The organism is Lysobacter sp. DMC104, from assembly GCF_056313665.1.
This window is the reverse complement of sequence record NZ_JBQUZW010000003.1, coordinates 194,304-215,672: the sequence shown is the minus strand read 5'-3', so window position 1 is coordinate 215,672 and position 21,369 is coordinate 194,304. Positions and strand designations below refer to the sequence as shown.

Annotated in this window: 22 protein-coding genes; 17 read left to right on the top strand and 5 right to left on the bottom strand. The window is 69.6% G+C overall.

The genetic code is table 11. The features are described 5' to 3' along the window. Positions 1 to 46 precede the first annotated feature (46 nt). Positions 47 to 862 (bottom strand): XVIPCD domain-containing protein, encoded by an 816-nt coding sequence (locus ACT53R_RS05920; RefSeq protein WP_476170919.1) that lies wholly within the window; start codon positions 860 to 862, stop codon positions 47 to 49. A gap of 212 nt (positions 863 to 1,074) precedes the next feature. Between ACT53R_RS05920 and ACT53R_RS05915 the strand changes: the two genes are divergently transcribed. From ACT53R_RS05915 to ACT53R_RS05885, 7 genes are all read left to right on the top strand, one after another. After that, positions 1,075 to 1,608, top strand: coding sequence for a CYTH domain-containing protein (locus ACT53R_RS05915; RefSeq protein ID WP_476170918.1), 534 nt, complete (start codon positions 1,075 to 1,077; stop codon positions 1,606 to 1,608). Beyond that, entirely contained in the window at positions 1,599 to 2,606 is a 1,008-nt protein-coding gene (nagZ, locus tag ACT53R_RS05910; RefSeq protein WP_476170917.1) for a beta-N-acetylhexosaminidase, read from the top strand. Before ACT53R_RS05915 ends, nagZ begins: the two co-directional genes overlap by 10 nt. Then, entirely contained in the window at positions 2,603 to 3,163 is a 561-nt protein-coding gene (locus tag ACT53R_RS05905) for a hypoxanthine-guanine phosphoribosyltransferase (protein WP_476170916.1), read from the top strand. Before nagZ ends, ACT53R_RS05905 begins: the two co-directional genes overlap by 4 nt. Continuing rightward, positions 3,160 to 3,918 (top strand): S-methyl-5'-thioinosine phosphorylase, encoded by a 759-nt coding sequence (locus ACT53R_RS05900; protein WP_476170915.1) that lies wholly within the window; start codon positions 3,160 to 3,162, stop codon positions 3,916 to 3,918. Before ACT53R_RS05905 ends, ACT53R_RS05900 begins: the two co-directional genes overlap by 4 nt. 399 nt (positions 3,919 to 4,317) lie before the next feature. Beyond that, positions 4,318 to 4,524 (top strand): cold-shock protein, encoded by a 207-nt coding sequence (locus ACT53R_RS05895; protein ID WP_476171124.1) that lies wholly within the window; start codon positions 4,318 to 4,320, stop codon positions 4,522 to 4,524. 73 nt (positions 4,525 to 4,597) lie between these two features. Next, on the top strand, positions 4,598 to 5,818 hold the full coding sequence (locus tag ACT53R_RS05890) for an FAD-dependent oxidoreductase (RefSeq protein WP_476170914.1): 1,221 nt from the start codon (positions 4,598 to 4,600) through the stop codon (positions 5,816 to 5,818). 201 nt (positions 5,819 to 6,019) lie between these two features. Beyond that, the gene (locus ACT53R_RS05885) at positions 6,020 to 6,532 is read left to right on the top strand and encodes a L,D-transpeptidase family protein (RefSeq protein WP_476170913.1); all 513 of its coding nucleotides are present in this window, start codon (positions 6,020 to 6,022) and stop codon (positions 6,530 to 6,532) included. Positions 6,533 to 6,586: 54 nt separating this feature from the next. Here the strand turns inward: ACT53R_RS05885 and ACT53R_RS05880 are convergent, their stop codons facing one another. Further along, positions 6,587 to 8,572: an SPFH domain-containing protein gene (locus ACT53R_RS05880; protein ID WP_476170912.1), complete on the bottom strand. Its 1,986-nt coding sequence runs from the start codon at positions 8,570 to 8,572 to the stop codon at positions 6,587 to 6,589. Positions 8,573 to 9,098: 526 nt separating this feature from the next. Between ACT53R_RS05880 and ACT53R_RS05875 the strand changes: the two genes are divergently transcribed. The 8 genes from ACT53R_RS05875 to rlmH are packed head-to-tail and all read left to right on the top strand — an operon-like array spanning position 9,099 to position 16,122. Beyond that, entirely contained in the window at positions 9,099 to 9,656 is a 558-nt protein-coding gene (locus ACT53R_RS05875) for a heme NO-binding domain-containing protein (protein WP_476170911.1), read from the top strand. 49 nt (positions 9,657 to 9,705) lie between these two features. Next, positions 9,706 to 12,393 (top strand): leucine--tRNA ligase, encoded by a 2,688-nt coding sequence (gene leuS, locus ACT53R_RS05870; RefSeq protein ID WP_476170910.1) that lies wholly within the window; start codon positions 9,706 to 9,708, stop codon positions 12,391 to 12,393. Between the two features lie 51 nt (positions 12,394 to 12,444). Beyond that, the gene (locus tag ACT53R_RS05865; protein ID WP_476170909.1) at positions 12,445 to 12,957 is read left to right on the top strand and encodes an LPS-assembly lipoprotein LptE; all 513 of its coding nucleotides are present in this window, start codon (positions 12,445 to 12,447) and stop codon (positions 12,955 to 12,957) included. 22 nt (positions 12,958 to 12,979) lie between these two features. Beyond that, positions 12,980 to 14,038, top strand: coding sequence for a DNA polymerase III subunit delta (holA, locus tag ACT53R_RS05860; protein ID WP_476170908.1), 1,059 nt, complete (start codon positions 12,980 to 12,982; stop codon positions 14,036 to 14,038). Between the two features lie 2 nt (positions 14,039 to 14,040). Further along, positions 14,041 to 14,721: a nicotinate-nucleotide adenylyltransferase gene (gene nadD, locus ACT53R_RS05855; protein ID WP_476170907.1), complete on the top strand. Its 681-nt coding sequence runs from the start codon at positions 14,041 to 14,043 to the stop codon at positions 14,719 to 14,721. Between the two features lie 27 nt (positions 14,722 to 14,748). Further along, positions 14,749 to 15,156: a ribosome silencing factor gene (gene rsfS, locus ACT53R_RS05850; protein WP_476170906.1), complete on the top strand. Its 408-nt coding sequence runs from the start codon at positions 14,749 to 14,751 to the stop codon at positions 15,154 to 15,156. A gap of 56 nt (positions 15,157 to 15,212) precedes the next feature. Continuing rightward, positions 15,213 to 15,641, top strand: a complete 429-nt coding sequence (locus tag ACT53R_RS05845; RefSeq protein ID WP_476170905.1) for a YbjQ family protein — start codon at positions 15,213 to 15,215, stop codon at positions 15,639 to 15,641. A gap of 10 nt (positions 15,642 to 15,651) precedes the next feature. Next, on the top strand, positions 15,652 to 16,122 hold the full coding sequence (gene rlmH, locus ACT53R_RS05840) for a 23S rRNA (pseudouridine(1915)-N(3))-methyltransferase RlmH (protein WP_476170904.1): 471 nt from the start codon (positions 15,652 to 15,654) through the stop codon (positions 16,120 to 16,122). 47 nt (positions 16,123 to 16,169) lie between these two features. On the opposite strand, the gene ACT53R_RS05835 is transcribed toward rlmH, so the two are convergent. The 3 genes from ACT53R_RS05835 to ACT53R_RS05825 form a co-directional block, all read right to left on the bottom strand. Then, positions 16,170 to 17,240, bottom strand: a complete 1,071-nt coding sequence (locus tag ACT53R_RS05835; RefSeq protein ID WP_476170903.1) for an alkene reductase — start codon at positions 17,238 to 17,240, stop codon at positions 16,170 to 16,172. Positions 17,241 to 17,478: 238 nt separating this feature from the next. Beyond that, a complete protein-coding gene (locus tag ACT53R_RS05830; RefSeq protein WP_476170902.1) occupies positions 17,479 to 18,171 on the bottom strand; it encodes an energy transducer TonB in 693 nt (230 codons plus the stop codon). Between the two features lie 166 nt (positions 18,172 to 18,337). Further along, positions 18,338 to 19,090 carry an SIMPL domain-containing protein gene (locus ACT53R_RS05825; protein ID WP_476170901.1) on the bottom strand — a complete coding sequence of 251 codons (753 nt, stop codon included), beginning with the start codon at positions 19,088 to 19,090 and terminating at the stop codon, positions 18,338 to 18,340. A 125-nt stretch (positions 19,091 to 19,215) separates the two neighbouring features. Here ACT53R_RS05825 and ACT53R_RS05820 point away from each other — a divergent pair, with 125 nt between their 5' ends. Then, positions 19,216 to 19,812 (top strand): Maf family protein, encoded by a 597-nt coding sequence (locus ACT53R_RS05820; RefSeq protein ID WP_476170900.1) that lies wholly within the window; start codon positions 19,216 to 19,218, stop codon positions 19,810 to 19,812. Next, a complete protein-coding gene (locus tag ACT53R_RS05815) occupies positions 19,809 to 21,359 on the top strand; it encodes an Rne/Rng family ribonuclease (protein WP_476170899.1) in 1,551 nt (516 codons plus the stop codon). Before ACT53R_RS05820 ends, ACT53R_RS05815 begins: the two co-directional genes overlap by 4 nt. The last annotated feature ends 10 nt before the right edge of the window (positions 21,360 to 21,369 follow it).

Genomic DNA, 21,369 nt, shown 5'->3' with positions numbered 1-21,369 from the left:
TCCAGCGACGCGGGCGTCCGTGGTGCATTCACGCGGATCGGGACGCTCAGCCGAGCGAACGCGGCGACATTGCCGGTGCCGGTGCGTCCTGCTGGGGCGCGTCCTGTTGGCGCTGCGGCTGCGGCGGTTCGACCATTGCCGCGGCAGTGCTGACCTGCAGCGACTGCTGCTTCGCCTGGTCGACGGACACGTTGGCGTAGACCGCGTCCGGCGCGCCCGGCTGCTGGCCATGGATCGCGAACACCCGGTCGTTGGTTTCGTTCAGCGCGACCGACAGGTGCTTCGCATCGAAGCCTTCGCGATTGAACCCCGGCGTCTGCGCCAGATGCGCGGTCAGCGCGCCGGCGACGTTGCTGCGTTCGTCCGCGGAGAGCGCAAGCCGCGTGCCGTCCTGTGCGTGCAGGCCCTTCAGCACCGCCTCGTACATCGGGAACGCGGGATGCGCCGAGTCGTTCATCAGCGTGCCGTGCTGGCCGCCGCGGTACATGCCGACACGGTGGTGGTCGTGGACGGTGCCTGCTTCGAGGCGGCGCTCGGCCATGAGCAGGGCGCGTTCGGCGGCGGCGAGGAGTTCCATGCGGAGCTCGCTGTCGTCGACGCCGTCGTCGTTGTGGCGGCGCATGGCGAGGAGGCTGCGTTGCTCGCTGGCCGACAGCTTGCGCTCGTGCGGCATGAGCATCGGGCCGGTGTCGCCGGTATCCGAGCTGAAGCCCTGGACCGCATCGCGATCGCTGGTGGCGGTGGTGTGTTCGGAGATTTCCCGCCCCAGGGAGCCCGGGGTGTCGGGGCGCTCGTGAGGCGCGGTGTGGGTCGCGTCCGCGGATTCGGCAGGACGGTTTTCTTGCGGAGTTTCGCTATGCATGGCGACATTCCCTGAGCAGTTGGACGATCGGCGTTCGTCAGTTTCGCCCGGCTGGCCGAGAATTGTTAAAAATTCGCTAATTGCCAGGCAACCGCATTCATCCTAGCACGCGATCCGGGCGTGTGCGCAACCCCGTCGGGGCCGTCGCGGATTCCCGCGCCGCTGCGCCTACAATACCGGCCCGCCTGAGCCCGGACCGGACCTGCCACCCCGTGGCCATCGAAATCGAACGCAAATTCCTCGTCCTCGACGATCGCTGGCGGGCGCAGGCGCACCGGACGATCCCGATGGCGCAGGGTTACCTCAACGACCAGGCGTCGCTGGACGAAGGCCGGCAGCAGGTGTCGGTCCGGGTACGGCTGGAAGGCGACGAGGCGCGGCTGAACCTCAAGAGCCGCGACCTCGGCCACACCCGCGAGGAATACGACTACGCGATCCCGGTCGAGGACGCCCGCGCGCTGCTGGCGCGCTGCGTGGGCGGGCTGATCGACAAGCGGCGGCATCTGGTGTCGTTCGGCGACCACCTGTGGGAAGTCGACGAATTCCTCGGGGACAACGCCGGCCTGGTCGTGGCGGAGGTGGAACTCGACCACGGCGACGAGGCCTTCGCGCGCCCGCCGTGGCTGGGCGCCGAGGTCACCGACATCGTGCGTTACTACAATCTGGCTTTGGCCGCGCGGCCGTTCTCGCAATGGCGCGACGACGAACGCGATGGCCGCGATCTGGAGTCTGTCCCATGCTCGTAATCGGCGTCGCCGGTCCGGAACTCACTGCGCAGGAGCGCGACTGGTTGCAGCATGACGCCTGTGCCGGCGTGATCCTGTTCAAGCGCAACTTCGTGTCGCGCGCGCAGGTGGCGGAGCTGTCCGCGGCCATCCGCGCCGCGGCACCGCGGCCGCAACTGGTCTGCGTCGACCAGGAAGGTGGTCGCGTGCAGCGCTTCCAGGACGGCTACAGCGCACTGCCGCCGCTGGAAGGCTTCGGTCGGCAGTACGCCGCCGATCCCGCCGCGGCGCTGGCGCTCGCCGAGGAACATGCCTGGCTGATGGCCAGCGAAGTGCGCGCCAGCGGCGTCGACCTGAGCTTCGCGCCGGTGGTCGACCTCGGTCGCGGCAACCTCGCCATCGGCAATCGCGCGTTTTCCGATGATCCGCAGGTGGTCGCCGCGTTCACCCGCGCCTACGTGCGCGGCATGCACGCCGCGGGCATGGCCGCGACGCTCAAGCATTTCCCCGGCCACGGGTCGGTGCTGGAGGACACGCATTTCGACGTCGCGGTGGATGATCGTCCGCTCGACGTCATCCGCGCCGAGGACCTCGTGCCGTTCGTCGCGGGCATCGACGCCGGCGCCGACGCGGTGATGCTGGCGCACGTGACCTATCCGCAGGTCGCGCCGGAACCCGCGGGCTATTCGCCGTACTGGATCGAGACGATCCTGCGCAAGGAGATGGGCTTCCGCGGCGTGGTGTTCTCCGACGACATCGGCATGGCCGCGGCATTCTCCGCCGGCGGGGTGAAGCAGCGCATCGACGCCCACCTCGACGCCGGCTGCGACGTGGTGCTGGTCTGCCATCCGGAACTCGTCGAGGAATCGCTGGCGGCGGTCGAAGGCCGCACGCTCAACACGATGGCGCTGACCGGCCTGCTCGGCCGTGGCGCCCTGGGCTGGGACGGCCTGCTGGCCGATGCCCGTCACGATGACGCGCAACGCCGACTGGATGCGCGTCCGGGAGCTTCCGCATGACCGCACCACGACTCGCCGAAGTATTGGCCACCGCCGATCTGCTGCACGACCGCGCCGAACTCGACGCCGTGATCGCGACGATGGCCGACGCCATCGTGCCCGACTACGCCGACGACGACACGCCGCCGCTGTTCGTCACGATCATGCATGGCGGCATGCCGTTCGCGGTGCAACTGGCGTTCGCGCTCGGCGAACGCCGGCTCGACGTCGAATTCGATTACCTGCACGCCACGCGCTATCGCGGCAACACCTCGGGCTCGGGGCTGGCGTGGCTGCACCGGCCGGCGACGTCGATGCGCGGCCGCCGCGTGCTGCTGGTCGACGACATCCTCGACGAAGGCCACACGCTGCTGGCGGTGAAGCGCTGGTGCGAGGACCAGGGCGCGCAGGACGTGCGCGTCGCGGTGCTGGCGGTGAAGCGCCACGATCGCCGCGTCGACGGCATCGACGCGGATTACGTCGGTCTCGAAGTCGTCGACCGCTACGTCTTCGGCTTCGGCATGGATTACCACGAGCAGGGCCGCAACCTGCCCGCGATCTACGCGCTGGCGGAGTGAACGTGAACGCACCGATCGCAATGGCCGTCATCGGCGGCACCGGCCTCTATCGCCTCGCCGAATTGCAGGACGTCGAGGCCCACCAGCCGCCGACGCGCTACGGTGCGCCGTCGGGTCCGGTGCGCGTCGGCACGCTGGCGGGGCATCGCGTCGCGTTCCTCGCTCGCCACGGCGAAGGCCATTCGGTGCCGCCGCACCGCATCAACTACCGCGCGAATCTCGCCGCGCTGCAGGCCGTCGGCGCCACCCGCGTACTCGCGCTCAACACCGTGGGCGGCATCACCGAGCGCTTCGGCCCGCGCGTGCTGGCCTGCCCGGACCAGTTGATCGACTACACCTGGGGCCGCGTCTCGACGCTGTGCGAAGAGCCCGGCACCGACGTGCTGCACGTCGATTTCGGCGACCCGTACACGCCGTCGCTGCGCGCGGCAGTGCTGGGCGCGGCGTCACGGGCGGGCGTCGCGCTGGTCGACGGCGGATGCTACGGCGCGACCCAGGGTCCGCGACTGGAAACCCGCGCCGAGATCGCACGCATGCGTCGCGACGGCTGCGATCTGGTCGGCATGACCGGCATGCCCGAAGCGGGCCTCGCCCGCGAGCTCGGTCTCGACTACGCCTGCCTCGCAATCGTGGCCAACTGGGCGGCCGGGGCGGGACCCGTGACCGACGAGGTCATCACCCTGGACGAGGTGCTGGCGAACGTCGAGGCGGCGAGCGCCGGGCTCGGCCCGCTGCTGGCGACGCTGATCGGCTAGAGCGAGTCATGCCCTTTTTCATGCGTCGCGAAGGCCGTCCGCGGGCGCGAGCCAAGGCGCGCGCCGCCGCCAAGGCTGGCCGCCTTGGCAAGGTGCGCAACACCGGATCGTGCCCGCGGACGGCCTTCCCTTGGGGTTGCGCCCCTGTGGCGCCGATCCTGCGGTCGTGGCTTGCCTTGGCCACCGGCCGGGCTGCGCCACGGGACCTTGTCTCGGCGCCACGGGCTGCGCAACGCGACGCACGAAAAAGGGCATGACACGCTCTGGGACTGATCGCCGCACGTCGGCGGCGGAGGCGTTTCCCCTTGCGCGCCGTTCAGGGACATGCATACTCGCGCCTGTGCGCCCGCGACCATGCGGTTCGCACGACACCGCATCCCAATCGAGGTCATCAGGAATATGCCGTACGGAACAGTGAAGTGGTTCAACGACGCCAAGGGATTTGGCTTCATCGCCCCGGAAGATGGCAGTGCAGACGTGTTCGTGCACTTCTCGGCGATCAACGCGAAAGGCTTCCGCAGCCTCCAGGAAGGTCAGCGCGTGAGCTACGAGGTGACCACGGGCCCGAAGGGCGCCCAGGCAGCGGGTGTCGTGCCGGTCGCCTGAGTCTGGCGATCGTGTCGCATCCCGATTCGAGGCCCCGCTCCGGCGGGGCCTTTTTCATGCCGGAACCCTGCCGATGAAAGCTCCGTTGCGCATCGCCATCGTCGGTTACGGCACCGCGGGCCAGACGCTCGCGGTGGCGTTGTCGCGCGATGGCCACGACGTCGAAGTCTTCGAACGCGTGCCCGACCCGGGGCCGGTGGGCGCCGGCTTCCTGCTGCAGCCCACCGGCCTCTGCGCGTTGTGGTCGCTGGGTCTGCTGCCGGCGGTGCGGGCGCACGGTGCGCCGGTGCGACGGCTGTACGGCGAGACCCCGGAAGGACGCCCGGTGATGGACATGCGCTATCGCGAACTGCATCCGGCGATGCACGGCCTCGGCATGCAACGCGGCGCGATCTTCCGCATTCTCGACGCCGCGTGGACCGAACGGCGCGCATTGCACTGTGGCCGATCGATCGTTTCCGTCGATCACGACCGCGGCGTGCTGCGCGACGACCTCGGCGACGAACACGGCGCCTACGATCTGGTCGCGGTGGCCGACGGCGCCGCGTCGGCGCTGCGGTCGCAGATCGGCGAGATCGCGCTGGACCGGCCGTATCCCTGGGGCGCGCAGTGGTGTCTCGTGCCGGCCGCGGGCTGGCCGTGGATGGACGAACTGCGCCAGCGCTACCGGCGGGCGCGGCAGATGATCGGCATGCTGCCGGTCGGCACGCGCCCGGACGATCCGGTGCCGCGCCTGAGTTTCTTCTGGAGCCTGCCCGTGTCCGCGCTCGCCGACGCCGGTCGCGATGCCGATCGCTGGCGTGCGGACGTCGTCGCGCTCTGGCCCGAGGCGCTGGGCCCGCTGCGCGACATCGCCGTGCCCGAAGGCCTGGCGCAGGCGCGCTACCGCGACTGCGTGCTGAAACGCTGGCATCGCGGTCGCGCAGTGCTGGTCGGCGATGCCGCGCACGCGATGAGCCCGCAACTGGGGCAGGGCGCGAACATGGCGCTGGTCGATGCGCTGGCCTTGCGCGATGCGCTGCGCGAGGCCGACACGCTGGCGGACGCCCTGGCCACCTACGAACGCGGTCGCCGTGCGCACCTGCGTGCCTACCACTTCTGGAGCCGCTGGCTGACGCCGCTGTTCCAGTCCGATCGCGACCGCGTCGCGGCGCTGCGCGATCTGGTGTTCCATCCGTTGTCGCGCGTGCCCGGCGGTCGCGGGCAGTCGCTGCGCGTGCTCACCGGCACGCGCAACGGCTGGTTCGGCGTCTGGCCGCTGCCGCAGGGGTTCATCGAAGCCTGCGCGACGTGATGCCGTCGCCCGGCGTCGCGCGTGGAGGCGTCGCGTGTCTGCGGATGCCGTCGCGCTCGGCCGCCTGCTAGAGTCGACGACATCCGAATGCCGCCTGCGGGCCTGTCCGATGACGATCGCCGCCGAATCCCTCGCCGAGTGCCGTCCTGTCCGAGCGCGATGCGACGCGGCCCGCAGGTCCCTGTCCGCGGGAGCGCTCGCATGACGCCGATCCTCGTTCGCACGGTGCTGGCGGCCGCACTCTCCTTCGCGACGGTGTCCGCGACATCGGCACCGTCGGCATGGCCGCCGCCGCTGGCGCCCGCAGCCGAACAGGTCGACGCGATCCGCGTCGACAAGTCCGAACGTCGCATGGAATTGTTGCGTGGCGGCAAGGTGGTGCGCCGCTACCGCGTGATGCTGGGCGACGATCCGGTCGGGCCCAAGCGCAAGCAGGGCGACGAGCGCACGCCCGAAGGTCGCTACACGATCACGTTCCGCAACGGCGCCAGCCGCTTCCATCTGTCGCTGCGGGTGTCGTATCCGAACGCTGCCGATGCGGCATGGGCGAAAGCGCGCGGCCTCGATCCCGGCGGCGACATCATGATCCACGGCGGCACGCCGCCCGGTTACGGTCGCGACTGGACCGATGGCTGCATCGCGGTCACCAACGCCGAGATCGAGGAGATCTGGCGGCTGGTGCCGGTGGGAACGCCGATCACGATCTCGCCGTGACCGGTCGTTCCGTCGCACCCTGCCGCGAGCAGTGCCGCGGCAGGGCGTCGTGCGTCAGACCACCGGTTCGCTGGTCGTCGGTGCCGGCATCGCCGGGGAGCGGGCCAGTTCGCCGGCCTTGAGCGCGCCCATCAGCGACAGCAGCGTGCCGAGCGCATTGCCGTCGCCACCGGCGCCGCTGCCGCCGCCGAGCTGGATCTGCGGTACCAGCGGCACGCGCGAGGTTTCCAGCGCTTCGGCCAGGCGCAGCATCACCGTCTGCATCAGCTGCTTGTCGGCGCCTTCGCCTTCCAGCGCTTCCGACTTCGCCTTGATCGCCGCGGCCTCGGCTTCGCCGACCGACTTGATCGCCGCCGCACGGCCGCTGCCTTCCATTTCCTGCTTGAACTTCTCGGCGTGCGCCAGCGCCTCGATCTCCTGGCGGCGCTTCTCGGCGGCCTTCACCGATGCCGCGCCCATGTTCTCCTTGATCGAGATGTCGACCAGCGAGGCGGTGAGTTCCTTCTGCTTCGACGCGCGCTGTTCGGCTTCGTTGAGTTCGCGCTGCTTGTCGGCCGCGATCTGCTTCTGGGCGAAGGTCTCGACCTGTTCGCGGGCGATCTGGCGGTCGCGCAGTTGCGCCATGATGTACTCGATCTGAGTGTCGCCCGGCTGCGGCTTGGGCGTGCCGATCAGCACTTCCTGGAATTCCAGCGAGTAGGCGAGGAACCGCGTCTTCATGTCGACCGAGGCCTGCGTCTGCAGCTCGCTGCGCGACTGGATCAGCTCGATGAAGGTCTTGGTCTGCGAGATGTTCTTGAAGTACGAGGACACCATCGGATCCAGCGTCTGTTCCACCAGCTGCGCGACGTTGCCGAAGCGCTGGATCACCAGCGGCGCCTTGCGGTAGTCGATATGCACCACCACCGACAGCGGCAGGTTGGGCTCGAACGCATCCTTGGTGATCAGTGTGATCTCGCGCAGGTTGGAGTCGAAGCGCGAGCCGCTTTCGCCCGACTTCCACATCAGCACGAAGTTGGTGGTCGGTACCAGTTCGATCTTGCCGGCGTAGGTGTTGAACGCGTATTTGCCGGGCATCAGCGGATCGCGCCACACGCCGCGGCAGCCGTTCTCGACCAGTTCGCCGTGGCTGTAGTCGGTGCCGGTGATGTCCTCGCCCTTGCCGCCGGTGTAGGAGACGACGACGCCGACGTGGCCGACCGGGATGATCGTCTTGCCGATGAACTCGACCGTCGCGAACAGGCGGTTGATGTAGTACGTGCCTTCGACCAGCACGCGCTCCTGGCGACCGCGCAGGCCGCCGGCGGCGAGGAATTTCTCCGGTTCCTGGAACGAGTTGTGGTCATCGCCCACGTCGGGCGCGAGCAGTTCGTCGCGCGGCAGGCCGGGGCCGTCCATCACGGTGATGATCGCGAGTTGGTCGGATTCGTGCGTGCCCGGGATTTCCTTGATGACGACCGGCACGAACGCGCTGCGCTGCACGAGCACGCCGCGCATGTTGTCGTAGTACGCCTGTTCGTCCTTGTCCAGCGACAGACCGTAGGTGGCTTCTTCGGTCATCACCACGAACAGCGCGGGATTGATGATGTGCGTGCCTTCGCGCAGGATCTTGCGCTGCGGGCCCTTCTGCCCGCCTGCGGCAAGGAACCCGCGCACGTCGCGGAAATCCTGCGCCCGCGCGTTGTCGGCGAGCGTCTGCCCGGCCGGCAGGTCGTGGCCGTCGCGCGCGAACACATAGCCGATCTTGCCTTGCGTGACGACGATCATCGGACGCGTGTGCACGCGGTACTGCAGCGGCATGAAGAAGTGGAAGCCGCCGCGCAGGAGGTCGGGCTGGAAGCCCGCTTCGCCATCGAGCGCGAGCAGGCCGTTCTTCACCGATCCCTTGGGGCTCCACAGTTTTTCGACGATGCCGATGCGGTTGTTGGGGATGTAGCGGACGACGCCGAGCGCGTACAGCGCGGCGCCGAGCGCAGCGATCGAGAACAAGACGATGCCGGTGATGGCCACCGGACCAAGACCAGAAACGAGGGGAAACATGATGGGTGTCCTGAAGAGGAATGGGGCGCGTTCGTCGGTTGCGTCGAAGGCCGGCGTTCGACATCACGGCGCCGCTTCGGGGCGCGGATGGAGTGCGGCGATGGTGTGCTGCGGACGTGGCGTCTGGGAGGCCTGACCGGAACGGCGCGCGCAGTATGCGCTTCCGCCTGCGGTTTTCCAGAGGCGGGCGGGTAAACTTTCGACAGGGGTGCGGAAAACGCCACATCGATCAGGCGGTTGCATGTGGCGGTTGCATGTTTCGTGCGCTCGCGCACGCTTCCTGCGGCGTCTTGCAGGCACGATCCGCAGCCGCGTCTGCGCACGGAGGATGCGCGCTGCCGCGGCATTCGCCGGTGGCGATGCGCCCGGTTGCGCGCAGCGCCTCGACGTGTGTTAAATGCGGCGGGGGATCAGGGAGTCGTCGAGCCGGAGGGGGAGCCAGGGCGCGACGACATGCGGCCGCGATGGCGGCGAATGCGGGCCTTCGATGGTACGAAGGTGCGCGACAGGGTGTCAGGGAGAACCGATGTACGGTGTGATTTTCGATTTTTTGCGCAGTTACGTGATCGAGCGCCATGGTGGCCGCGCCACCTGGGATGCGCTGCTGAAGGAAGCCGGCATCGGCTACAAGGTGTACTTCCCGGTCGCCCAGTATCCCGACGAGGAGATTGTCAAGCTCGCCACCACCGCCGCGGGCATGCTCAATGCGCCGTTGACGACGGTGCTGGAGGACTTCGGCGATTTCGTCGGCCCGTCGCTGGTGTCGTATTACGAGATGTTCGTCAAACCGGAGTGGCGCACGTTCGAGGTGCTCGAGAACGCGAGCTACAAGATCCACGACGCCATCCACAAGCACAATCCCAAGCGCAATCCGCCCGAACTGCGGACCTACCGCCAGGACGACGACCGGATGCTGCTGACCTATTCTTCCGAGCGCCGGCTGTGCTTCGTGGCCAAGGGCATCGTCCGTGGCCTGGCGAAGAAGTACGGCGAGCAGATCGAGGTCCGCGAGACCCAGTGCATGCACCACGGGGCGGGCCAGTGCCACTTCGAAATCACCCGCAAGCCGGCCCTCGGCAGCTGAGGGGGGGATGCGGTATGGTAGTGGGCTCCCCAGCCCACTGAACGTCGCCGTGTCTGCCGATGCCCAGCAGGGCGCCTCCGCTCCGTCCGAGGCCGCCCCTTACAGCCCCCGTTCCGTCGAAACCGCCGCCCAGACTTTCTGGCGCGACCGTCGCGCCTTCGAGGTCGACGAAGCCTCCGACAAGCCCAAGTACTACTGCCTGTCGATGCTGCCGTACCCGTCGGGGGCGCTCCACATGGGCCACGTGCGCAACTACACGATCGGCGACGTGATCAGTCGCCATCGGCGGATGACCGGCCACAACGTGCTGCAGCCGATGGGCTGGGACGCCTTCGGCCTGCCAGCCGAGAACGCCGCGCTCAAGCACAAGACCGCGCCGGCGAAGTGGACCTACGCCAACATCGACCACATGCGCGGCCAGCTGCAGTCGCTGGGCTACGCGATCGACTGGTCGCGCGAGTTCGCGACCTGCCGCCCGGACTACTACGTCCACGAGCAGCGCATGTTCACCCGGCTGATGAAGAAAGGCCTGGTGTATCGCAGGAACTCGGTGGTGAACTGGGACCCGGTCGACCAGACCGTGCTGGCGAACGAGCAGGTGATCGACGGCCGCGGCTGGCGCTCCGGCGCGCTGGTCGAGAAGCGCGAGATCCCGCAGTGGTTCCTGAAGATCACCGCCTACGCCCAGGAACTGCTGGACGGGCTGGACACGCTGGACGGCTGGCCGGAATCGGTCAAGACGATGCAGCGCAACTGGATCGGCCGCAGCGAAGGCCTGGAGTTCGCGTTCGACGTCGCCGGCAGCGACGACAAGCTCCGTGTCTTCACCACGCGCCCCGACACGCTGATGGGCGTCACCTTCGTCAGCGTCGCCGCCGAGCATCCGCTGGCGCTGCGTGCGGCTGAGCACAATGCCGAACTGGCCGCCTTCATCGCCGAACTGCGCAAGGGCGGCGTGTCCGAGGCGGAACTCGAGACGCAGGAAAAGCGCGGCATGGCCACCGGCCTGTTCGCGATCCATCCGATCAGTGGCGAGCAGGTGCCGATCTGGGTCGCCAACTTCGTGCTGATGGGCTATGGCACCGGCGCGGTGATGGCGGTGCCCGGCCACGACGAGCGCGACTTCGAGTTCGCGACCAAGTATGGCCTGCCGATCAAGCAGGTCATCGGCCTGCGCGGCATCGTGCCGCCGCACCTGCTGCCCGAAGAACACCGCTACGACACCGCGTGCTGGAAGCCGTGGTACGGCGACAAGACCAACCCCGCCGCGATGTGCATCAACTCCGGCGAAGGCCTGGACGGCAAGGGCTATCGCGAGGCGTTCGACCATCTGGCCGCGAAGTTCGAGGCTGAAGGCCGCGGCGAGCGCAAGGTCAACTTCCGCCTGCGAGACTGGGGCGTGAGCCGCCAGCGCTACTGGGGTTGCCCGATCCCGGTGATCTACTGCCCGACCTGCGACGCGGTGCCGGTGCCCGAGGACCAGTTGCCGGTGGTGCTGCCGGAGGACGTGCAGGACGCGTTCGCGTCCGGCGCGGTCTTGTCGCCGATCAAGTCCGATCCGGAGTGGCGCAAGACCATCTGCCCGCAGTGCGGCGGTCCGGCCGAGCGCGAGACCGACACCTTCGACACCTTCATGGAGTCGAGCTGGTACTACGCGCGCTACACCTCGCCCGGTGCGACCGACATGGTCGACGGCCGCGCGAAGTACTGGACGCCGGTCGACCAGTACATCGGCGGCATCGAGCACGCGATCCTGCACCTGCTGTACTTCCGCTTCTACCACAAGCTGCTGCGCGACGAAGGCCTGGTCGACAGCGACGAACCCGCGGTCAACCTGCTGTGCCAGGGCATGGTGATCGCGGAGACCTTCTACCGCGACAACGCCGACGGCTCGAAGGACTGGATCAATCCGGCCGACGTCGAGATCGAGCGCGACGACAAGGGCCGCATCGTCGGCGCGAAGTCGAAGGCCGACGGTGCGCCGGTGCGCATCGGCGCGGTCGAGAAGATGTCGAAGTCGAAGAACAACGGCGTCGATCCGCAGGCGATGGTCGACAAGTTCGGCGCCGACACCGTGCGCCTGTTCTCGATGTTCGCCGCGCCGCCGGAGCAGTCGCTGGAGTGGAACGAGGCCGGCGTCGAGGGCATGTCGCGCTTCCTGCGCCGCTTCTGGCGCGAAGTGACCACGCACGCTTCGCAGCCGGATCATCCGGAAGTCGACGTCGCCGCGCTTAACGCCGCGCAGAAGACGCTGCGCCGCCAGCTGCACGAGGCGATCCAGAAGGTCGGCGACGACTACGGTCGCCGCTACAGCTTCAATACCGCGATCGCCGCGCTGATGGAGCTGCTCAACCATGTCTCGAAGTTCGACGACATGAGCGAGCAGGGCCGCGCGGTGCGCCACGAAGCGTTGCAGGCGATGGTGCTGCTGCTCAACCCGGTGACGCCGCACGTCTGCCACCACCTGTGGCAGGTGCTGGGCCACCCGGAGACGCTGCTGGAGGACGTGCCGTTCCCGCAGGCCGATCCCGCCGCGCTGGTGCGCGACGCGGTGACGCTGGCGGTGCAGGTCAACGGCAAGCTGCGCGGCACGATCGAGATGGCCGTCGATGCCTCGCGCGAGGCCATCGAGGCCGCCGCGCTGGCCGAGCCGAACGTGGTCAAGTTCATGGACGGGCTGTCGGTGCGCAAGGTCATCGTCGTGCCCGGCAAGATCGTCAACATCGTGGCGGGGTAAGCGGGCGACGTCCCGCTTGCCCGCCGCCGCCCCCTCCGCCAGACTGCGCCCATGAAGATCACCCGCCTCGCCATCGGTCTCGCCCTGCTGCTCCCGCTCGCTGGCTGCGGGTTCCACCTGCGCAATGCGCTGGTGCTGCCGGCCGACATCGGCCCGCTGGCGGTCACCGCGCGCGATCCGTACAGCCCGCTCGGCGACTCGCTCGCACGCGCCATGGAGCGTGCGGGCGCGACGCCCGCCACCGCGGGTGCAGGGGGTGCGACCACGCTGGAAGTGCTGTCGGAGAAGTGGAACGACCTGCCGCTGTCGATCGACACCGCCGGTCGTGCCCAGGAATTCAGCCTGCGCTATGCCGTGGTCTTCCGCCTGCGCCATGCCGACGGCACCGACGTCGTGCCGCAGCAGGCGGTGGAACTGTCCCGCGACTACATCGCGCCGCCGGCCGATTCCATCGGCCGCAACAGCGAGCGCGAGCTGCTGGTCGAGGAAATGCGCAAGGACATGAGCGCGGCGATCCTGCGCCGCATCGACGCCGCACTGCGCGCGCCGGCCAGGGTCCCCTGAGCGCGGCGCGCCGCCGCACGCCATGGAACTCTCGCCCGAACGCCTGGTCGCCCAGCTCGACAGCGAGCCGTTGCGGCCCGTCTACCTGATCGCCGGCCCCGAGCCCCTGCGGGTGCTGGAGGCCGCCGACGCCGTGCGCGCCCGTGCCCGTGCCGAGGGCATCGCCGAGCGCGAAGTGCTGGACGCCGACGGCCGCGACTTCGACTGGAACCGCCTGACCCAGAGCCTGGGCGCGATGAGCCTGTTCGCGACCCGGCGCCTGATCGACCTGCGCCTGCCGTCGGCGAAGCCCGGCAAGGACGGCGCCGAGGCGATCCTCGATTTTTGCAACCAGCCGCCCGACGACGTGGTCCTGCTGATCACCGGCGAGGACTGGAGCCGCCAGCACGGCGGCAAGTGGAGCGAGGCCATCGCCCGCGTCGGCCATCACGCCGTGGCGTGGACGCTGAAGCCGCACGAGCTGACGGACTGGGTCGAGCGCCGCCTGCGCGCCCGCGGCCTGCACGCCGACCGCGAGGCGGTGGAGCGGCTGGTCGAGCGGGTCGAGGGCAACCTGCTGGCGGCGGCGCAGGAGATCGACAAGCTCGCGTTGCTGTCCGACGGCCAGGTCATCGACCTCGCGCGGATGGAAGCCTGCGTGGCCGATGCCGCGCGCTTCGACGTGTTCCGGCTGATCGACGTCGCGCTCAACGGCCAGGCCGCGCTGGCGGTGCGCATGCTCCACGGTCTGCGCGCCGAGGGCGAGGCGGTGCCGGCGCTGATGGGCATGCTGGTGATGGAACTGCAGCGCGCCGCGGCGCTGGCGCGGGTGCAGGCGCGCGGCGGCAACCTCGCCGCCGAATTCAAGGCGCAGCGCGTGTGGGACGCCAAGCAGGCGGTTTACCGACGCGCGCTGCAGCGACACGACGCCGCGCGCTGGGAGCGTTTCGTGATCGAGGCCGGTCGGGTCGACCGCATCGCCAAGGGCCGGCCGCGCCCGGGCGAGGAGCCCGCGGACGCGTGGCTGGCGCTGGAACGCCTGCTGCTGGCGGTCGCCGAACCGCGCGGCGCCCGGCTGCTGAGCGGCCGCGCGGCGGGCTGAACATGCTGCTGCGCGTCTTCTACGGCGGCACCTTCGATCCGGTGCACAACGGGCACCTGGCGATCGCGCACGCAGCGCGGGATGCGCTCGGCACCATGGTCCGGCTGATGCCCGCCGCCGACCCGCCGCACCGCACCGCGCCAGGCGCCACCGCCGAACAGCGGGCGGCGATGCTGGACCTGGCGGTCGCGGGGCAGGGCGGGCTGCGGGTGGATCGCCGCGAGCTGGCCCGCGAGACCCCGAGCTACACCATCGACACCCTGCACGGCCTGCGCGCCGAGTTCGGCGAGGCCGCGCCGCTGGCGTTCGTGATCGGCGCCGACAGCCTGCACGGCCTGCCGACGTGGAAGGACCCGGAGGCACTGGTCGCCGGTGCCCACTGGGTGGTCGCCGAGCGCCCGGGCAGCGCCCTCGATACCCACCTGCCGCCTGAGGCCGCCCGGCTGATGGCCGGCCGCTGGACCCGCGATCCCGAGGACCTGCGCGCGTCCCCCGGCGGCCGGGTGCTGCGCCTGCGCCACCCGCTGCATCCCGAATCCGCCACCGACATCCGCCGCCGGATCGCCGGGGGCGAGACCTGGCACCACCTCGTGCCGCCCGCGGTGGGGCGCTACATCGTCGAACACGGCCTCTACGGCGCGGTCCCGGTGACGGTCCGGCCGCCGCCGTCGCCGCGGGTATAATCCGGCCATTCCACGCGAGGACCGCTCTTGTCCAGTTCCAGCAATGCGCACGTGATCAAGACCGTGCTGCCCACCCCGGCGCCCGCCGTCGACGTCCTGCTGCGCCAGGTCCATGCCGCGGTCGAAGACCTCAAGGCCAAGGACGTCGTCGAGATCGACGTCCGCGGCAAGACCAGCGTCTGCGACTTCCTGCTGATCGCCTCCGGCACCTCCACCCGCCACGTGAAGTCGATCGCCGACGAAGTGGTGCGCAAGGTCAAGGAACTCGACGTCATGCCGCTCGGCGTCGAAGGCGAACGCGAGGCCGAATGGGTGCTGGTCGACCTGGGCGACGTGGTCGTTCACGTGATGCTGCCGCGGGTGCGCGAGTTCTATGCGCTGGAGCGACTGTGGACGGTCGGCGATCAGCCGCCGGAATCCGTCGGCGCGGACTGACGGCGCGGACTGAGCAGGCCGCCGGCCGTACGGCACACCACCGGAGGAGCGCGACGATGAGCGATCCCTACAACAGCGGCGCCGGCGCGCTGCCGCCGCCGATGCCCGCACCGCGCCGCATGCCGCCCGCGGCGCTCGGCGACGCGATGGTGACCACGGCGTTCGAACTGCCGGGCTACCGCGTGGTGGAGAATCTCGGCATCGTCCGCGGCATCATGGTGCGGTCGCGCTCGGTGGTCGGCAATTTCATCGGCGGCTTGCAGACGCTGTTCGGCGGCAACATCACCATCTACACCGAGTTGTGCGAACGCGCCCGCGCCGACACCTATCGCGACATGCTGAGCCATGCGCGCCAGCTGCGCGCGAACGCCATCATCGGCATGCGCTACGACGCGACCGAAGTGATGCCCGGGCTCACCGAAGTGCTGTGCTACGGCACCGCGGTGGTTGTCGAGCCGACCGCCGTCGAACCGATCCACGGCTGAGTCTGGCAACGTGAAGGCCCGCCTGATCGCCGTCGGCGAACGTGCGCCGTCGTGGGTGGCGGAAGGCTTCGGCGAATACCGCAAGCGGCTGTCGCATTGGCTGCCGCTGGATCTGGTCGAGATCGAGCCCGGCCTGCGCGGCAAGGGCCGCGATCCCGTGCGCGCGACCGCCGACGAAGGCGCGCGCGTGATCGCCGCGTTGCCGAAGTCCGCGCACGTGATCGCGCTGGATGGCCGTGGCCGGATGCATTCCTCGGAACAGCTCGCGCAGCGCCTGGAGCACTGGCGCGCGGGCGGCCGCGATCTCGCGTTCCTGATCGGCGGCCCGGAAGGGCATGCGCCCGACGTGCTGGCGCGTGCCGACGAACAGTGGTCGCTTGGGCCGCTCACGTTGCCGCACATGCTGGTGCGGCTGGTGCTGGCGGAGCAGCTTTACCGCGCCGCGGCGCTGCTCGCCAACCACCCCTACCATCGCGCCTGACCACCGGACGGCACGCGCCGTCCGATGATCAGGCCGCGCGCTTCGACTCAGCCGGCGAAGCGCGGATAGTCGGTGTAGCCCTTCGCGCCCGGCGTGTAGAACGTGCTGCTGTCCGGCGCCGCCAGCGGCGCGCCGTCGCGGATGCGCTCCGGCAGATCGGGATTGGCGATGAACGCGCTGCCGAACGCCACCGCGTCGAGCTTGCCCGCGGCGATCGCGGCATCGGCCTCGGCCGGCGTGTAGCCCATGTTGCCGATCAGCACGCCGTCGTAGACCTCGCGCGCCGGCGTCATCACGTCGCCCTGCTGCTGGCCGAGGAAATCCGCGCGCATCACGTGCCAGTAGGCGAGATCGAAATCGTTGAGGCGCTTGCCCAGCCAGCGGACCAGGCCGACCGGGTCGCTGTCGCGCATCGCGTTGTAGCTGTTCAGCGGCGACACGCGCACGCCGACCTTGCCGCTGCCCCACACCGCGCACGTCGCTTCGATCACGTCCAGCAGCAGCCGCGCGCGATGCTCGATCGGGCCGCCGTACGGGCCCTGGCGATGGTTCGCGCCGTCGCGCAGGAATTCGTCGAGCAGATAGCCGTTGGCGCCGTGCACTTCGACGCCGTCGAAGCCGGCCTCGTGCGCGTTGCGTGCGGCGGCCTTGAAGCCGGCGACGATGCCCGGCAGTTCGGCGTCGTCCAGCGCGCGCGGCATCACGTAATCGACCTTGCCCTTCGGCGTGTAGACCTGGTCGTTGTCGATGCGCAGCGCGCTCGGCGCGACCGGCTGCGCGTCGTCGTTCAGGTCGGGATGGCAGGCGCGGCCGCCGTGCCAGACCTGCAGCACGATGCGGCCGCCCGCGGCGTGCACGGCGTCGGTGACGCGCTTCCAGCCGGCGATCTGCGGTTCGCCGTAGATGCCCGGCTCGTGCCAGAACGCGGAGTTGCCGGCCATCGCCATCGTGGCTTCGGCGATGATCAGGCCGGCGCTGGCGCGCTGTGCGTAGTACTCGGCCATCAGCGCGCCGGGTACGTGGTCGTCTTCGGCGCGGCAGCGGGTGAGCGGCGCCATCAGGATGCGGTTGGGCAGGTGCAGGTCGCCGGCCTGCAGCGGGGTGAACAGGGACGTCATCGGATCGATCCTGACCGTGAGGGGCGGCCAGTGTCGCCGGTGCCCGGGGTGCGCACCACGGGCACCGGCGGAACGATGCGGCGCGCGCATCGCGCCAAAGGTGCCGGCGCGCGGGCGAAAAAAACCGCCGGTCGCATCGTCGACGACCGGCGGCAGTCCGTCTCCGGACCCGGAGAACGCGGGGATCAATGGCAGGGCGTGCGCATGCAGATCAAGCGCAGGTAGCGCATGTGGAGGGTCACTGGCGGCTCAGCGAGAAGCTCACCGGCACCAGGCCGTAGACCTGGATCGCCTGGCCGTCGCGGATCGCCGGCCGGAACTTCCACTTGCGCAGCACCTGACGCTTGGCGGCATCGTCGAGGCGGCGGTTGCCGCTGCTGTGCTCGATCTCGACCGACAGCGGCGTGCCGTCGACGTCCACCAGCACCTTCAGCAGCACGGTGCCTTCGGCGCCGGCCATCAACGCCTCGCGCGGATACGACGGCGCGGGCGCGTCGGCGTACTGCAGGCGCTCGCTGGCGAGCGGGCCCACCGGCGGCACGTCGATCTTCGCGATCTCGGTGCCGATGTTCGTCGGCGGCGGCAGCGACATCTCGGTGGCGACGTCGGTGAGCACCGGCGGAGGCGGCTGGGTCACCGGCTGCGGACGCAGTTCGGGTTGCGGCGCCGCGGTGTGCGGCTTCTGGATCTCGATTTCATCGATCGGCGGCGGGGGGGGCGGCGGTTTCGGTGTATCGAGCGGAACGTAGATGGTCGTGTCCGGTGGCGCCATCTGGATCGGTGCCGCCACCGGCACCAGCAGCAGCATGAGCGCGGCGATGTTCAGCGCGATCGCGCCGGCCATGCCGAGCACGCGGGAGGGCTGGATCGCCGCGATGGCCTGCGCGAGGCCGTCGCTGCGATCGTGGGTGCGGGACTGGGCCAGGATCATGGAGCACCTCCGTCGGTTGGGGACGTCAGTACGAACGGGGCAGCCGGCGCCGCGGGGTTGCTGCCGCGGACTTTTTTTCGCGGTCGTGTTCCCGCACCCGCAAACGACGACACCCGCCGGGCGGCGGGTGTCGGGTGGATTGCACGATGCGGCGCGGACGGGTCGCTCAGTCGGTCAGTTCGAACACCACGTCCAGCGTGATCGACAGCGAGGTCTCGCCCGGCGACACGGCTGTGTCGGCCGCGCCGGCCATCGCCATCTTCATCACCGGCATCGGGCCGGGCATGCCGCCGTTGCCGCCTTCGGCGACGCTGACGATGCGCTTCACGCGCTTGCCCAGCGCGGCGGCATAGAGTTCGGCACGAGCCTGCGCCTTCTTCAGCGCGGCGCGGCGGGCCTCGTCGTAGACGGCTTCGGGCTCGTCGATCTCGAAGGTCGGGCCGTTGATCTGGTTGGCGCCGTTCGCCACCAGCGCGTCCAGCACCTTGCCCAGCTTCGCGATGTCGCGGACCTTCACGTTGACGGTGTTGCTGGCCTGGTAACCGGTGATCGCCGGGGCCTGGTTCTCGGCGTAGCGATACTGCGGATTGATGCTGATGCCGGCCGTCTGCACGTCGCGCTCGGCGATGCCCGCGGCGCGGATGGCGGCCATCACCTTGTCCATCTGTGCGGCGTTGGCGCGCATCGCGGTGTTGGCGTCGGTCGACTGGGTGACCACGCCGGCGGAGATCGTCGCCACGTCCGGCGTGCGGCTGGCGTGGGCCTCGGCGCTGACCGAGAGCAGGGTGCCGCGCTCTGCGGCGGGGGACGGTTCGGCGGAGGCGGTCATGGCGAGGCCCGGGAGCAGGAGGAAGGCGAGGGTGGCGGCGAAGCGCGGCAGCAGCGTGGCGGGACGGGGCGTCGTGCGAGGGGCGTTCATGGGGATTCCTTGTCGGATCGGGACGGCAGGATGGTCCCGGCGGGCGGGTGAACGCACTGTGAGCTTGGTCGGGGTTCCGTTCCGACCCTTCCGGGGGCGGGCATTCAGCAGGGTATCCTAGCCGGATGTTGCATCTCGCCTCGAAATCCCCCCGCCGTCGCGAACTGCTGGCGCTGCTCGGCCACGACTTCGGCATCCTCGACCTCGACCTGCCCGAAACGCCGGGGCCGTCGGAAAGTCCCGACGACTACGTGCGCCGGGTCGCGCGGGAGAAGGCCGGCGCCGGCCTGCTGCACGTGATCGGCCAGCCCGGGGCGGTGGTGTTGGGCGCCGACACCGAGGTGGTGCTGGATGGTCGCATCTACGGCAAGCCCGCCGATGCCGACGATGCCGCGGAGATGCTGCGCAGTCTTTCGGGCCGCACGCATGCGGTGATCTCGGCGGTTTCGGTGATCGGTGCCGGCCGCGAGTTGCAGGCGGTGTCGGTGTCGGAAGTGCGCTTCGCGCCGCTGACCGAGGACGACATCGCCGACTACCTCGCCACCGGCGAATGGGCCGGCAAGGCGGGTGCCTACGGCATCCAGGGGCTCGCGCAGGTGTTCATCGCGCACTTGGCCGGCAGCTACTCGGGCGTGATGGGCTTGCCGCTGCACGAAACCGCCGGGCTGCTGCGCGGCATCGGCCTGGCGCCCGCGCGCCGCATCACGGAGGCGGCGCGATGAGCGAGGAGATCCTGATCAACGTCACCCCGCGCGAAACCCGCGTCGCGGTGGTCGAGAACGGCATGCTCCAGGAACTCCACATCGAGCGCGGCTGGCGTCGCGGCGTGGTGGGCAACATCTACAAGGGCCGGGTGCAGCGGGTGATGCCCGGCATGCAGGCCGCGTTCGTCGAGATCGGCCTGGATCGCGCGGCGTTCCTGCACGCCAACGACATCGTGCGCGCCAGCGTGGCGCCGGCCGACGCAGCGCTGGAAACGGCGCTGGAAACCGCAGTCGACGGCGACGTCGAAGCCGCCGCCGTTGCGGTCGTCGCGCCGGCCCCGGCGGTCGCGCCGCAGGCGGTGCCGCCGATCACCGAGCTGCTGCGCGAAGGCCAGGAGATCGTGGTCCAGGTGGTGAAGGACCCGATCGGCAGCAAGGGCGCGCGACTGACGACCCAGATCAGCATCCCGTCGCGCTACCTCGTGCTGCTGCCGCATTCGCGCGTGATCGGCGTGTCCTCGCGCATCGAGGACGAAGTCGAACGCCTGCGCCTGAAGACGCTGGTCTCGACCCACAACGCCGGTGCGCCGCACGGCTACATCGTGCGCACGAACGCCGAAGGCCAGCCCGCGGAAGCGCTGGCGGAAGACATCGCCTACCTCGCCCGCGCCTGGGCGCTGATCGAGCAGAACGTGCGCACGGTCGGCATCGGCCGCTGCGTGTACGAGGACCTCAGCCTGCCGATGCGCGCGGTGCGCGACCTGATGCGCCGCGACGTCGAGAAGGTGAAGGTCGATTCGCGCGAGACCTGCGAGAAGCTGCGCACGTTCGCCGCGAAGTTCATGCCCGGCCTCGCCGAGAAGATCGAGCCCTACAGCGGCCAGCGCCCGGTGTTCGACCTGTACGGCGTCGAGGACGAGATCCAGCGCGCGCTGGACAAGGAAGTGCCGCTGAAATCCGGCGGCTACCTCGTCATCGACCAGACCGAGGCGATGACCACGATCGACGTCAACACCGGCTCGTTCCTCGGTCAACGCAACCTCGAGGAAACCGTTTACCGCACCAACCTCGAAGCGGCGCAGGCGGTGGCCCGGCAACTGCGCCTGCGCAACCTCGGCGGCATCATCATCATCGACTTCATCGACATGATCGATCCCGAGCATCGCCGCCAGGTGCTGCGCACGCTGGAGAAATCGCTGGCGCGCGACCACGCCAAGACCACGGTGTACGACTTTTCGCCGCTGGGCCTGGTGGAAATGACCCGCAAGCGCACGGTCGAGAGCCTGCAACGCCAGCTCAGCGAGCCCTGCCACGAATGCGGTGGCCGCGGCACGCTGAAGACCGCCGAGACCGTGACCTACGAGATCTTCCGCGAGATCACCCGCGCGGTGCGCCAGTTCGAGGCGGCGCGCCTGCTGGTGATCGCCTCGCCGAAGGTGGTGGCGCGCATCACCGAGGAGGAATCCCCCGCGGTCGCCGAACTCGAGGAATTCCTCGGCAAGTCGATCCGCTTCCAGGCGGACGAGCAGTACACCCAGGAGCAGTTCGATGTCGTGCTGCTCTGACCGCGCCCGG

Coding starts and splice junctions, on each gene's coding strand:
- ACT53R_RS05835 (WP_476170903.1), bottom strand. CDS start 17,240: ATGACGTCCCTGTTCACCCCGCTGCAGGCCGGCGACCTGCACCTGCCC.
- ACT53R_RS05815 (WP_476170899.1), top strand. CDS start 19,809: ATGAGCGAGGAGATCCTGATCAACGTCACCCCGCGCGAAACCCGCGTC.
- ACT53R_RS05875 (WP_476170911.1), top strand. CDS start 9,099: ATGTACGGTGTGATTTTCGATTTTTTGCGCAGTTACGTGATCGAGCGC.
- ACT53R_RS05880 (WP_476170912.1), bottom strand. CDS start 8,572: ATGTTTCCCCTCGTTTCTGGTCTTGGTCCGGTGGCCATCACCGGCATC.
- ACT53R_RS05890 (WP_476170914.1), top strand. CDS start 4,598: ATGAAAGCTCCGTTGCGCATCGCCATCGTCGGTTACGGCACCGCGGGC.
- nadD (WP_476170907.1), top strand. CDS start 14,041: ATGCTGCTGCGCGTCTTCTACGGCGGCACCTTCGATCCGGTGCACAAC.
- ACT53R_RS05920 (WP_476170919.1), bottom strand. CDS start 862: ATGCATAGCGAAACTCCGCAAGAAAACCGTCCTGCCGAATCCGCGGAC.
- ACT53R_RS05865 (WP_476170909.1), top strand. CDS start 12,445: ATGAAGATCACCCGCCTCGCCATCGGTCTCGCCCTGCTGCTCCCGCTC.
- ACT53R_RS05905 (WP_476170916.1), top strand. CDS start 2,603: ATGACCGCACCACGACTCGCCGAAGTATTGGCCACCGCCGATCTGCTG.
- nagZ (WP_476170917.1), top strand. CDS start 1,599: ATGCTCGTAATCGGCGTCGCCGGTCCGGAACTCACTGCGCAGGAGCGC.
- ACT53R_RS05820 (WP_476170900.1), top strand. CDS start 19,216: ATGTTGCATCTCGCCTCGAAATCCCCCCGCCGTCGCGAACTGCTGGCG.
- ACT53R_RS05845 (WP_476170905.1), top strand. CDS start 15,213: ATGAGCGATCCCTACAACAGCGGCGCCGGCGCGCTGCCGCCGCCGATG.
- ACT53R_RS05830 (WP_476170902.1), bottom strand. CDS start 18,171: ATGATCCTGGCCCAGTCCCGCACCCACGATCGCAGCGACGGCCTCGCG.
- ACT53R_RS05885 (WP_476170913.1), top strand. CDS start 6,020: ATGACGCCGATCCTCGTTCGCACGGTGCTGGCGGCCGCACTCTCCTTC.
- ACT53R_RS05895 (WP_476171124.1), top strand. CDS start 4,318: ATGCCGTACGGAACAGTGAAGTGGTTCAACGACGCCAAGGGATTTGGC.
- ACT53R_RS05825 (WP_476170901.1), bottom strand. CDS start 19,090: ATGAACGCCCCTCGCACGACGCCCCGTCCCGCCACGCTGCTGCCGCGC.
- holA (WP_476170908.1), top strand. CDS start 12,980: ATGGAACTCTCGCCCGAACGCCTGGTCGCCCAGCTCGACAGCGAGCCG.